Raw genomic sequence first — 12,853 nt, 5'->3', positions numbered from 1 at the left:
ATCCAACTGCGATCGTAAGTACCATGGATCATTTGCTAATGATCATAGTGAGATTTGGTAGTAGTTGACTACTTATGATTGCTCCTCATAATTTTGCCCATTGCTAACGATTTGATAGGCTATGAATTGATCAGTAAGCTGTTTATCTATCGAATATGTTTTACGTGAATAAAATTTAAGATCCTGATCCTGATCCTGATTACAATTTGTTTCGCTATATGAACCAAAGTTCCCTTGAGGATGACATTATGTATAACATTCAAACGGCCAAATATTTGCCATCCTATTTTTTTTGGTGTTCAATTTACTTCATACAGGATGATCGACTTCTATTTTAGTTAAACTTACTTTTTATTGTCATTTGCAACATGAATATCTACTTCATGCGCCATGGGCGTACTAATTATAATGATCTTGGTTTGTGTAACGATGATCCCCGCCGGGATGTTCATTTAACAGTAATGGGTATGGAACAGGCGAAATCGGCAGCTTTGGCGCTGCGTGATGTAGCATTTGAGCGTATTATTGTTTCGCCCCTGCCACGGACGTATCAAACGGCGGAGATAATAAACTGTTACCACTCAGTACCAATTGAGGTGCATCCGGACCTTGCTGACATTCGTTCAGGGTTCGATGGGATGCCGGTATCTGATTATTTTGTGGCGATTAACCATGACCCGTTACGAATGCGCGTGAATGGTGGTGAGTCATTGCTGGATCATAAGCAACGTGTATTACGATTCATTGATTGGTTAAAAGAGCAGATGGATAAAACACTGATGGTAATTGCTCATGAAGAAACCATGCGGGTATTTATTGCTTATTTTGAGGGAGACGTTGAAGATAATCAACTGAGGGATATTCATGTAGGTAATTGTGAATATAAGTGTTATGCGTTGAATTTTGCTTAGATTTAACCAGAGTTTATATCTAAAATTAACTGTCAAAGTGAGCTCGATAATGATTTCCTCAGATTGAGGTATTTTTGCATATTCTCTCATTTGGAGTTAAAGATACTAAGCAACCAGCTCATCCTATTGAAAACAAAATGATATAGAGCGCGGGTATATAGAACGTGAAAATTGTGACTTATTAGCAATAGTAGTACTAAGATGGAGAATACTATAATTTTATTATCCACAATTTTCGTGAATAAACTTGTGAATAACTGCTTTATGTCGAGCAAGGATAAGGGTTATTTCGAGTGCTTTAAAAAGATGCTAAAGCTTTCTCAATTTTAGCCGATAATCGGATCGATAGATGTAATTCCATTTCTAGATCAAAAGTTAATTATAACTATGGCAAGTTATTAAAATTACATCAATAAATAATTTAATAAATATCCTTTAGATTTAAAAATGGAATAAGATTCGACATTACTATTCTCATATCCCTTCTAGCTCGGTGAGTTATATGCATTGCTCCCTGGGTTATTTTTTTTAGCTTATCCTTAAAAATAATCAAATCTTATTTGCCTGCTTTATTCGTCTGCTTGGCTGTCAGAATTTTGTGCCTTTGCCTTTCAGTAATGCCGTCTTCCAATGTGAGTTTCTTACGTAAGACGCTAAGCTCATGCTTAAAACATATGAAGGGCATTGCAAATTGTTGATTTTGCGGTATCAGCGGTAGTGCTAGATTATTTTTTAAATTTAAAACAACTTGTATTTTGTCTTAAAGCAGAAGCCTTTGCACTTTGCTTTGCAGTACGTGATTCTGCTATCTCTAAATATGCTAATTTTCTTATTGCTGCTATGGTTGCTTATGCGTTCAGCCTAATTGATCTAATTCCAGATTTATTCTGATTCTTGGTTATCTGGATGATCATGTCTTGATGTGATGCCTTTAGGGATTGCCTCGGTTATTATTCCACTTTTAACGGTCATTGTCAGTTTGCTGCCCACCCCATATAATGAAACGCATTTAGAAATGCTTGCTCGTTATTTAAGACTAGAGGCGCCAGGGGTGGCGCTTGGCAGAGATAACTGAATAAGCATTTAATTGACCAATATTCCGTATCGTAAGATTCGACCACGATACTTCCTTGGCCCAAATTTCGTGTTGTTTCATGCTAAATCAAAACTAGCTTTGTCAGCTTTACCTTGCCGTATTATCTATATTGCTGCGGCTCGCCTTCGCGTCATTTTTTGATTTGTAAGTGGAATTAGGTCGATTCCCTTAGAAATGCTGGCAGCGTGTAGGATACAGGCTCAGGAAATCAGTTATAGTACACGACTCAGTAGATCGAGTGTCGGGCGGGATTATCATTATGAGCTGGTTATTAGTAGGGCGCTTTATATCAAACCGGTTAATAAAGATTCAGGAGATGTTTTGTAAATATGGGAAAAGAAAAATCGTTAAGAATATTCTTTTGGAAGTGGCAGACAAGCGTTGTTGGTCTAGCACGGATAGAGAGGTGTGTTTATTAAAGGTGAAATTGACCTTATAACTATAGAAAAGTGTTTATAGGTTTTAGTACTATTTTTCAAAATGAACTGGAAATGATGAAACAAAAATGAAGCAAGATAATAAAGTTAAAGTTCTCTTTGTTTGTATGGGTAATATATGCAGATCACCTACTGCGGATGCAGTATTTAAGCATCAAGTGAAAGCTGCTGGCCTGGATAAACACATCTATGTCGATTCAGCCGGCACACACGCCTACCATATCGATGAGTCGCCTGATGAACGTGCCCAGAAAGCAGCACTAAAAAGAGGGTATAACATGCAGGGGTTACGTGCGCGCGCTGTACAACTAAATGATTTTGAAGAGTTTCACTATATTCTAGCAATGGATAAAAACAATCTCGCAATACTCCAAGATCGTTGTCCACAGCAATATAGTCACAAACTTGGCTTATTGATGAGCTATAGCAGTCAATGGGATAGATATCAGGAAGTAGCCGATCCTTACTATGGGGGAAGTCATGGATTCGAGTTGGTGCTTGATTTAGTGGAAGATGCCAACCAAGGATTGCTAAGACATATTATAGAAGGATCTACTGAAAAGCGTAATCAGGGGCGCTAATACAATTTCTTTGTATTGTACTAATCATAATCTGTTAAAAATTGTGGTAAATAGATCAGCTTCATTGATTCGACCAAGATCAGTGTGTGCCACAATCGCCGCATTGGGTCGCATAAAATAATGGCAGAGTTTGCTGCCCGGGGAAAGACCAGTAGATTGGTTTTATGGGTTCAAGCTGAACCTGGTCATCATTGACCAAGGAGAATTGATGGCAGTCAAAATCACGGCGGGCAATGTGGATGACCGTGACCCGGTACCAGAGTTGACGCGTTCCTTATTTGGCAAGCTCTTTGGTGACCGGGGTTATCTCTTACAGCCACCCTTTGAGCAACTTTGGGAGCAGGGCATGCGGCTCGTTACCAAGGCACGCGAGAATATGAAAAACAAGCTGTTGCTGCTGTTTTACAAGCTGCTGTTACGTAAATGCTCGATTATTGATATTGTCAATGACCAATTGAAGAATATCTCGCAAATCGAGCATTTCCGCTATCGCGGTCTATCTAACTTCCTTGTTTATTTGATAGCCGGACTGGCGGCTTACATGCTCTCAGAAAAGAAACCCTCGCTTAATATCAGACTCTCTCAAGCTCTTCCAGCGGTGGTGTGATTCTCATGTCGAACTTACATTAGATTAAATTTTTATATATTAATTGTATCTTGACAGGCGCCAATGTGACTCATTTTACTATGCTTATTATTTGAAAGTTTTATCTGTACTATGCATTCTTAAGGGAACCATAAAGTCAGTGTGGTTTCTCAAAGCGCAGTAGAATTTAAAGGAGAAAAATGATGAAATTACCAACAGCATATTATGTTATTTTGACTATTCTTTTATTATTAAATATATTTGAATTGATTGCTTAATATAATTGCTTAAATATAACAATCGATAAATTATTATTAGTAATAATAGCCGCACATTCTATACCATAAGGAGTGATGTGCGGCATTTTTCTATGCTGAATTAAAGAAATCTAATATTCATTATATAAACTAAAAAATTTATACTATGGTGATAATTTTTTAATAGGGAAAGAAGTACATATTCCATTATTTTCTTAATCATCAGTGGAGGTCTCTCGGCTTTAAAATTGCATACTTGAGCAATTTCCTTCTCTCTCTTGGCGTGTTTCTGCGCTTCTCTCTTCTCCTTTGTTTGCTAATTTATCCCAAGGCTCTACAGTCTGCATAAGTATTAAAATTCCAATCTTGCCTTCATTTTTACTGTTGCACTATCTCTTGTGATTAACTCCTAGTGTTGATGGTTTAAATCGCTTTACTTTATGTCGGATAGATTTTACATTGACCCGGCCGTATGTTATGTGTAAAGTCAAATCCTTGTGCAGAATAAGGGTATTAACTTTTCATTTTTATATTTTTAATTTATAAATCCAAGGGAAGAGGGGAAAATGAGAATTAATTCTAAATGCAGGAAGCAGAGAATCTCTGCTGCAGTGATGGGATTATTATTATTTGGTATGAATTCGACCGTTGTTGTTGCAAATACTGCCATGAATTTTCTTGATAAATCTGGAATTAATCTTGATCAATATGGGCTTAAAGTTGGCGGCTGGATTCATGGGGGTGCAACCTTCAATCCGTACATAACCGATGGATTTAACGGTCCGGTCACCTTTGCAGATCAGGCTAACCGATTTCAGCTCAATCAACTGAACTTATTTTTTGAACGACCCGTCGTGTCAGAAGGAAATACATGGGATATAGGATTCCGGGCGGATTTTATGTTTGGTACAGATGCTATTTTTACACAAGCCTATGGAAACCCTGCATTTGATGTAAATGATGGAAGGGCTTTAAGTGACCGAGGTAATTGGGATCTGGATGTTTGTTGTAACTCTAGTCGTACTTATGGTATCGCCTTTCCCCAAGCCTTTGCAGAGGTGTATGCACCCATTACCGACAACAAAGGGGTTAATGTAAAGATTGGACACTTTTACACACCAATTGGTTACGAATCGGTTCCGGCACCTAATAATTTCTTCTACACCCATGCTTATACCATGCAATATGCCGAGCCTTTCACCCATACCGGGCTATTGGGTGAGTATGCCATTACCGATAATTGGTCTGTGATTGCTGGGGCACTGACAGGGAGTGGAACAGGCGGTTGGGATGGTAATTTTGATAAGCAATTGGCTAATTGGGGTGCTATAGGTGGCATAACCTGGACGAGCGACGATGGCGATACCTCTCTCAATATCAGCGGTACGGGCAGCTCAACTTCTACTCGACATAGTGATTTCTGGGGCATGTTCAGCATTGTGCTGAAACATATGATTACTTCAAAAACTCATTTTGTTTTGCAACATGATCATGGTTTTGCTGATAATGTGCTGCTTAATAACTTCCATTTTACTAATGTAAACAAGAATGCCGAGTGGTATGGCATCAATATGCACCTTTATTATGATGTAACACCAGACTTGTCGATTGGTGTGCGGGGAGAGTGGTTTCGTGATAGGGATGGTTTCCGTGTATTTTCACCAGGCCGGGTTTCACTTGCGACCAATCACTTGGGCCAGAGCTATGCACTGGGTGGCTCAACTCAGCTTGCCACTAGTGCTCCTTCAGACTATTATGCTGTAACACTGGGTTTGAATTGGAAGCCAGGAAAAATGTTTAATTTTACCGATAGCCTGCGGCAACTGAATATTCGACCAAATTTTCGCTACGATGTAGCAGACCCCCTTCATGGTTCATCTTATAGGCCATTTGGGGGTAACAATGATCAGGTCTTATTATCACTTGATGCAATATTACCTTTCTAGTTTAAAACTTTTCTAGGAGATAGTCAGTTGTTAAATTATTCAAGAAATGCACCTTGCCGGTGCATTTCTTATATTGCCTCTTAGTTTTTGTATATCTCAGTAGGCTCGTTCTCTTTCAAGAAATTAAAATGATGAGAGACTTGGCTGCATGCCACATCGTTGTAGCCCCTGCAGCAACATATTCATATCTTCCGGTAGTTCAGAATTCCATATCATTGTTTTGCCATGCAGCGGATGAGCCAAGGCTAGCTGTTGTGCATGCAAAGCTTGTCTCGGAAATTGTGTAATCAATCGCGTTATTTCCATAGGTAGTTTCCTGGTTTTGCCAGTGTAGACCGGATCTCCCACGAGCGGATGGCCCATATTGTGCATGTGTACGCGGATCTGATGAGTACGTCCGGTTTCCAGCCTGCAACGAAGCAGAGTGCAACCGTTGAATGATTCTAATATTTGATAATAAGTACGTGCTGGCTTGCCATGGATAGTTACAGCCATCTTGGTGCGCTGTACGGGATGCCGCCCTATGGGAGCATCGATATGACCGTTCTGTTTGACCTCACCTAATACGATTGCTAAATAATTCCGCTCGACGCTATGCTCTTGCAATTGCCGCACCAGACTGGTTTGGGCCTCTATGGTTTTCGCGACTACGAGTAAACCACTGGTATCTTTGTCTAGCCGATGGACGATACCCGCTCTGGGAATATCATTAAGCTGTTTGGAGTGATGAAGGAGTGCATTTAATAGTGTTCCCCGCCAATTCCCATTGCCAGGATGTACCACTATCCCTGCTGGTTTGTTGATGACAAGTAGGTGATTATCTTCATAAAGGATCTCAAGTGAAATTGCTTCTGCAACATGCGTCTCGTTGATTGGTATAATATGAGGTTTAACACTAATTTTTTCATTCCCCCAAATTTTTTGTTTGGGTGTGGCAATCTTGCCATCTATGTTTACACGTTTTTCAAGTATCCATGATTGTAAACGGCTGCGCGACCATTGTGGCAGTAATTGTGCTAATACAAAGTCTAGACGAAGCCCAATACAATTTTGAGGTGCAACCAATTCAATAATCGATTCAGTTTGTCCAGCCAATGCGAATGAAGATGGCGTTACGCTATAATCTTGGATAGGTTTGTTGGCTTCTATAGGAAATTTCATGTGGCATCGTTTAATTTTAATTTTAATTTTAATTTTTGGGTTATCAGCATGCGGTTTATTGAAAGAAAAAACAACGGACAATAGCCAATGGTCTCCCAATAAATTTTACTCTGAAGCTAAGAATGAACTAAATAATGGTAATTATGAAGCTGCCGTAAAATTATTTGAAGCACTGGAAGCGCGCTATCCTTATGGGCGGTTTGCGCAACAAGCGCAACTTGAAATTGCATATGCCTATTATAAAGATCAGCAACAGGCTTCGGCGATTGCGGCAGCAGATCGTTTCATTCAGCTTTATCCACACCACCCAAATGTTGACTATGCATATTATATTAAAGGGTTAGCTAATTTTCATGATGACTTGGGTGTCCTGGGCTATATCTCATCGAGAATTATTAATCAGGATATGAGTGAGCGCGATTCGAAAGCATCGCGTGAATCATTTGAAAATTTCAAAGAACTGGTTACCCGCTTTCCGAAAAGCAAGTATACCCCTGATGCGCTTAAGCGTATGGCACATTTGGTTAACGTGGTCGCGAAAAGTGAAATATATGTTGCGCGCTATTATATGAAACGTAAAGCATATGTCGCTGCGGTCAGGCGCGCGCAATATGTTCTGGAAGAATATCCGCAAACCCCTGCTACAGAAGAGGCCTTGTATATCATGGCTAGAGCCTATGATAGAATGGGAATGAATGATTTACGAGAAGATGTGGAAAGGGTCATGAGAAAGAATTTTCCTCAAAGTGAATACCTGTCAGGTTCAGATTCGTTAGGGAAAGAATCCTGGTGGAAAATATGGTAATCGCGTGACCTGTTGGAGAGAGCGCGAGTATTTCTAGGAATAAGCGAATATTGTCGACTCAGCCCACTCATCTTGTAAGCGGACTGCCAAAACATCGCACTGGGCATGATGCAGCACACTACTGGCAGTCGATCCTAGAAGTAATGCAAGGCCGTGTCGTCCATGCGAACCTACTACAATCAAATCAATATCTTCTCTATTAGCAATTCGAATAATTTCTATTTCTGGTTTGCCCCAGATTAACCATAGATTGGTGGGATCAATCGTTAATTGATTAGCCGTATGGATCAATTTATTTTTTTCTATTTCAAGCAGCTCATAGGGTGAATCCGAATAAAGTGGAATCTCTGTGCCATAGGCGGTATCTGGCATTGGAATATTATCCAGTATGTGGATAACACTCAGTTTCGCGTTGAAGAAGGTCGCCAAACGCTCAGCTTTGCGGGCAACATACGTATCCTCATCTGAGAAATCGACTGCTAACAAAATATGCTGATAATCGGCCATAGTTAGTCCTTAATTGAGCAAGATAATGCTGACTGTTAAAAACGATTATTTTATTGCCATAGAGATTTAGACAAGAATAAGGGAATACATTCCTCATCGTATTTACTGTTATAAGCAGGGATGCTACATAGGTGAGACCTATGTGTGCTACGCGGGATGACTAAGATTTTTTGCCGACCAGGCTGAATTCAAGAATGACCGCGACAAGTTTATTATGCAAAAATTGCAGATTATAACCTGTTTGCCAAGTGTCAGTGTACTGCTAAAATTCCAGTCATTCCATTCTAAATCAAAAAGACGCGAAGGCGAGCCGTAAACGGCATCAATAATACGGCAAAGTGAAGCTGACAAAGTCAGTTTTGAGTTAGAAATGGAATAACGAGTGTCGTTACAACTAACTCATAATACCATTCTTATCGTCATGAGTTTATTCTATTCTATGTGGTTCTGCCGAATGTTTCTTTTTTATAAAGAGATAAAGGCCTTGTAAAGATTAAATAAGCTAATGATAGTAATCAAAATCCCTACTAGTATGAGTAATGTGCGTGCATGAAATTTCTTGCATAAGATAGCTGCAAAAGGTGCTGCAAATAAACCTCCGAATATCAAGCCGATAATAATTGGCCAAGTATTAGTTTCCATTAGTAATGCGAAAACGGCTGCACTAGTCAGTGTCAAGAAAAATTCCGCAAAATTGACTGAGCCAATTGTTGTACGGGGATCATTACCTGTGCCCACCAAGGTTGTTGTTACAATCGGTCCCCAACCTCCGCCACCAGCAGCATCCATAAAACTACCAAAAAGTGCCAGTTTACCTACATGTTTTGGAGCTTCTTTTCGAATATTTAATTGACGAAAAGCCTTACTCAGGATATAAATTCCTAGCAGAAGCAGATAAGCCGAGACAAAAGGTTTAAATAATGTACCGTCTATATGCGTGACTAATACTGCTCCTAGTATACCGCCCAGTATGCCTGGTAACAGTAAGCGCGTGAAGAGGTGTTTGTTCACATTGCCAAATTTGGCATGAGCAATGCCTGAAACCCCGGTTGTGAAAATCTCAGCAATATGGACACTAGCACTAGCTGCTGCGGGATTTGCACCTGATGCTAGTAAAAAAGTCGTTGCTGTAATGCCATAGGCCATGCCCAATGCACCATCGATTACTTGTGCGAGAAAACCAACGGCAACAGCGCTCCAAAAAACTCTGCTATCGAGCGTCCCATTAATGATTAACCAACTATCGAGCCAATCCTGTGCAAGAAAGAAGCGACCAATTAGAAATAAAATAAGCGAAATTAAAATAATGACGGCAAACCAGACGGAAGCACGTAAAAAGGGGTGTGCCTCTAAGTGAGATACCGTATCTTCAACAGGTGGTAGCCCAAATTGTTGGTGCTCTTCATTTACCGGATTGAGTGTCAAGTCTAAATTGCGGATTTTCATGAGCTTAACTTAATGGCCTTAAATGCCTGGCACTATAGTCTTGCTCAAGGTAAATGAGAAATAATATTATGTAATAAGCTTATATGAAAAATTTCTAACGCTGATGAGTGTAGTCCGATAAATACGATGGAACATTGATAAATACACTCAATAATTAGCGCTTATGGGAGCGCTAGGGCAATTTAACAGTTTTATCAAACAGGTCGTTGGAAAGTTACTGATCTGGCTAAATAGAATCGAATCAGTCGACTATATTTCCTTAACTTAATGATGGCTGCTGAGCTTCTTAAGGGTTTGAATAACGCCCCCTATTATGAAATACTCTCAGCTTTTTTCTTCAGCAGAAACTGTCAGCAACCCGTTTAAATCCTATCATTATGGGATTAGCACCGGCACACTGGCAGTTTAAAGCTAAATTTCTCAGACTGTTTCCAGAAGGAAATTGAAAAATGGAAGCTTCACACAGTTATACCTATAGAGCCTTTGCCCGATGCGCCCGCTTCTCCTACCACTATGCTCCCTGGATTCTGTTTGCGGCATTCCTGATAGCTATAGCTAGCACTGTATATGTCGTGCGCAACCTCGGTATGAATACCGATACTACAGATATTCTCTCTGAGGATCTGCCATTTCGCGTTAATAGCATACACTATAATAAAACATTTCCCCAGGAGATGGACATTCTGCTGCTCGTGTTGGATGCGCCTACACCGGAACAGGCTTATTCTGCTGCTGGTCAGCTTGCAGCGCGCTTGAAAAAAGACCCTAAGAATTTTATCGACGTTTATGCTCCCAATGTTGATGTTTTTTTTGAACGCAATGGCTTACTTTACGAGAATATTTCAGAACTCGGACGCATTACTGATCGCCTGGCAGAGGCACAACCATTAATCGCGCGTATTGCGGATAGTCCATCACTCCATACTTTTGCCTCAGTGCTTACTGGAGCAATAAAAGAATTAAGTAAAGGGCGTAGCTTGGAGCTGGGGCCGGTGTTAAAAAGTATGAGCGATACTCTGGATGCGCGGCTTGCAGGGAAGCCACAGCAGCTATCCTGGCAGACACTTTTTCGCGGTGAACCACAGAAAAATAGTTATCAAGAAATAATTTTGGTAAAACCAAGACCAGATTACTCACAGCTTTTTGCAAGTGAACAGGCTATATCTGCAGTTCATGCTGCGGCGAGAGAGATTGGTTTAACAGAAGATGGTCCAATTCAGCTTCGTGTTACGGGTGATATGGCGTTAGCTAATGATGAGCTCAAGAGCTCACTCAGTGGCATGGAATATGCTGGAATTATCACCTTCGTGCTGGTGGCAATAGTCCTCTATTTTGCAATGCGCTCAATTGGTATGGTGCTTGCAGTATTGCTTTGCTTAACGTTAGGATTGTTGCTTACAGCAGCCTTTGCTACCGCTGCCATTGGTCAACTGAATGTTATCTCTATTGCTTTTGCAGTGCTATACATAGGTCTTGGCGCAGATTTCGCTATTCACTTTTTGTTACGATATCGTGAAGTGTTAGAGAATGGTCAAATTTCAACAGAAGCCATGTATAAGGCGGGTGGCGAAGCCGGGAGTGCATTGGCTGCATGCACAATTGCCAATGCGATTGGTTTCTATGCATTTATACCCACCAGTTACAGTGGAGTAGCGGAATTAGGCATTATTTCCGGCACGGGTATGCTGATCAGTTTGCTGGTTACCTTCATCATAGGTCCTGCCCTGTTACGATATTTGTCGAAACGACCTATTTCTGAAACGAGCAACAGGGGCTCTCTGGGAAAAGTACTTGAGTTTTCTTTAAATTGGCGCAAATTGACGTATGCCGTTATTTTGGTATTGCTACTTATTGCTATCGCTTTATTGCCTCAGATAAGGTTTGACTACAATTTACTTAATATGCAAGACCCGAAAGGAAAAGCGGTACAAACTTTTCGGGAGTTACTAGCGCTCCCTGAACATTCACCCTGGTATGCAATTGTGTTAACCAAGGATCGTGAAGAAGCGCGACAATTAAAAGAGCGCTTGGCTGAGCTTCCTGAGGTAGGCAAAATAATTACATTTCTTGATTTTGTACCAACGGAGCAGGAAGAGAAACTTTCAGTTATTGAGGAAATGGCACTTATCATCGGTCCACTCATACTCTCATTATCGGAGCCTTCGACAGATAAGCAAATGGTGATGCAGCAGCTCGAAGAATTAAATGCCTTGAGTACAGCATTAGGTCACTATATTAAGGAACACCCCGAATCCTCCCTATCTGATTCTGCGCGTACGCTCAAAACATCTCTTGCAAAGCTGTTTAGCCTGTTAGACAGCATGGATCTCAGCGATAAGAAAAAATTACTGCATTCAATAGAAGAGGATTTACTTTATACATTACCTATTGCCATTCAGCGTTTACGCACTTCGGTTGAAGCCACACCCTTTAGCGAACAAGATCTGCCCGAACCACTCAGCAGACGCTGGCTCAGCCATACAGGAGAATATCGAATTGCGGTATACCCATCAGAAGATATCGGCGACAATAAAGCATTGGCGCGCTTCGTAAGAGCAGTGCAGCAAATAGCGCCGCATGCAACCGGAATGCCGGTGGTAAGTCTTGAGGCAGGTGAGGCAGTAGTAGAAGCATTCATTCAAGCTTTTTCTTTAGCCTTGATAGGAATTACAGTAGCCCTTCTGATATTATTGCGCAGCATAAAATATACTTTACTTGTGCTAATTCCACTTTTGCTGTCTAGTGTATTTACTGGTGTTTTCACTGTCTTGCTGAATATACCGTTTAACTTTGCCAATATTATCGCTTTGCCGTTATTACTTGGCCTGGGTATTGATAGCAGCTTGCATATGGTGCATCGAAGCATAGATAACCATCAAGAAAGCGAAATCCTGATCCACACTAGTACTGCGCGCGCTATTTTTTATAGTGCTTTAACTGCCTTGGTTGATTTTGCAAGCCTCATGTTCTCACCGCATAAAGGTACCGCCAGCATGGGTGCGTTACTTACTGTTGGGTTAGCTTTTACGTTGATTTGTACTCTCATCATCTTACCAGCACTGCTACGGATGCCTGCTCAGTATGCCAAATCATGAATTTTGGTTACGTTAAACTTTTTTA

At 40.6% G+C, this 12,853-nt stretch carries 9 protein-coding genes and 1 pseudogene; 7 read left to right on the top strand and 3 right to left on the bottom strand.

The features are described from left to right. Nucleotides 1-368: 368 nt before the first annotated feature. The 5 genes and pseudogenes from AAW31_RS18720 to AAW31_RS04395 all read left to right on the top strand — a co-directional run bounded on the left by AAW31_RS18720 (nt 369) and on the right by AAW31_RS04395 (nt 5,814). Nucleotides 369-911, top strand: coding sequence for a histidine phosphatase family protein (locus tag AAW31_RS18720; protein WP_082110336.1), 543 nt, complete (start codon nt 369-371; stop codon nt 909-911). Nucleotides 912-1,595: 684 nt separating this feature from the next. Beyond that, a complete protein-coding gene (locus tag AAW31_RS21710) occupies nt 1,596-1,802 on the top strand; it encodes a YkvA family protein (RefSeq protein WP_046849320.1) in 207 nt (68 codons plus the stop codon). A 710-nt stretch (nt 1,803-2,512) separates the two neighbouring features. Next, nucleotides 2,513-3,025, top strand: coding sequence for a low molecular weight protein-tyrosine-phosphatase (locus AAW31_RS04405; protein WP_046849319.1), 513 nt, complete (start codon nt 2,513-2,515; stop codon nt 3,023-3,025). A gap of 54 nt (nt 3,026-3,079) precedes the next feature. Next, nucleotides 3,080-3,632 (top strand): annotated as a pseudogene (locus AAW31_RS04400) (IS982 family transposase); the annotation flags it as partial. Nucleotides 3,633-4,434: 802 nt separating this feature from the next. Further along, on the top strand, nt 4,435-5,814 hold the full coding sequence (locus AAW31_RS04395; RefSeq protein ID WP_046849318.1) for a porin: 1,380 nt from the start codon (nt 4,435-4,437) through the stop codon (nt 5,812-5,814). A 123-nt stretch (nt 5,815-5,937) separates the two neighbouring features. Here the strand turns inward: AAW31_RS04395 and rluD are convergent, their stop codons facing one another. After that, nucleotides 5,938-6,975: a 23S rRNA pseudouridine(1911/1915/1917) synthase RluD gene (gene rluD, locus AAW31_RS04390; RefSeq protein ID WP_046849317.1), complete on the bottom strand. Its 1,038-nt coding sequence runs from the start codon at nt 6,973-6,975 to the stop codon at nt 5,938-5,940. On the opposite strand from rluD, the gene AAW31_RS04385 reads away from it, so the two are divergent. Further along, nucleotides 6,974-7,780 (top strand): outer membrane protein assembly factor BamD, encoded by an 807-nt coding sequence (locus tag AAW31_RS04385; protein ID WP_046849316.1) that lies wholly within the window; start codon nt 6,974-6,976, stop codon nt 7,778-7,780. The genes rluD and AAW31_RS04385 overlap by 2 nt on opposite strands. A gap of 33 nt (nt 7,781-7,813) precedes the next feature. On the opposite strand, the gene AAW31_RS04380 is transcribed toward AAW31_RS04385, so the two are convergent. Together AAW31_RS04380 and AAW31_RS04375 are read right to left on the bottom strand one after the other, a co-directional pair. Then, nucleotides 7,814-8,287, bottom strand: coding sequence for a universal stress protein (locus AAW31_RS04380; protein ID WP_046849315.1), 474 nt, complete (start codon nt 8,285-8,287; stop codon nt 7,814-7,816). 465 nt (nt 8,288-8,752) lie between these two features. Then, nucleotides 8,753-9,733: a sulfite exporter TauE/SafE family protein gene (locus AAW31_RS04375; protein ID WP_046849314.1), complete on the bottom strand. Its 981-nt coding sequence runs from the start codon at nt 9,731-9,733 to the stop codon at nt 8,753-8,755. A 449-nt stretch (nt 9,734-10,182) separates the two neighbouring features. Between AAW31_RS04375 and AAW31_RS04370 the strand changes: the two genes are divergently transcribed. Continuing rightward, nucleotides 10,183-12,828 carry an MMPL family transporter gene (locus AAW31_RS04370; protein WP_046849313.1) on the top strand — a complete coding sequence of 882 codons (2,646 nt, stop codon included), beginning with the start codon at nt 10,183-10,185 and terminating at the stop codon, nt 12,826-12,828. Nucleotides 12,829-12,853 lie beyond the last annotated feature (25 nt).

The organism is Nitrosomonas communis (genome assembly GCF_001007935.1).
Taxonomy (GTDB): Bacteria; Pseudomonadota; Gammaproteobacteria; order Burkholderiales; family Nitrosomonadaceae; genus Nitrosomonas; species Nitrosomonas communis.
This window is presented reverse-complemented; position numbering and strand designations above follow the sequence as displayed.

Excerpts from the sequence above, each read along its gene's own strand:
- AAW31_RS18720 (WP_082110336.1), top strand. The coding sequence starts at position 369 with ATGAATATCTACTTCATGCGCCATGGGCGTACTAATTATAATGATCTT.
- AAW31_RS04405 (WP_046849319.1), top strand. The coding sequence starts at position 2,513 with ATGAAGCAAGATAATAAAGTTAAAGTTCTCTTTGTTTGTATGGGTAAT.
- AAW31_RS04395 (WP_046849318.1), top strand. The coding sequence starts at position 4,435 with ATGAGAATTAATTCTAAATGCAGGAAGCAGAGAATCTCTGCTGCAGTG.
- AAW31_RS04385 (WP_046849316.1), top strand. The coding sequence starts at position 6,974 with ATGTGGCATCGTTTAATTTTAATTTTAATTTTAATTTTTGGGTTATCA.
- rluD (WP_046849317.1), bottom strand. The coding sequence starts at position 6,975 with ATGAAATTTCCTATAGAAGCCAACAAACCTATCCAAGATTATAGCGTA.
- AAW31_RS04380 (WP_046849315.1), bottom strand. The coding sequence starts at position 8,287 with ATGGCCGATTATCAGCATATTTTGTTAGCAGTCGATTTCTCAGATGAG.
- AAW31_RS04375 (WP_046849314.1), bottom strand. The coding sequence starts at position 9,733 with ATGAAAATCCGCAATTTAGACTTGACACTCAATCCGGTAAATGAAGAG.
- AAW31_RS04370 (WP_046849313.1), top strand. The coding sequence starts at position 10,183 with ATGGAAGCTTCACACAGTTATACCTATAGAGCCTTTGCCCGATGCGCC.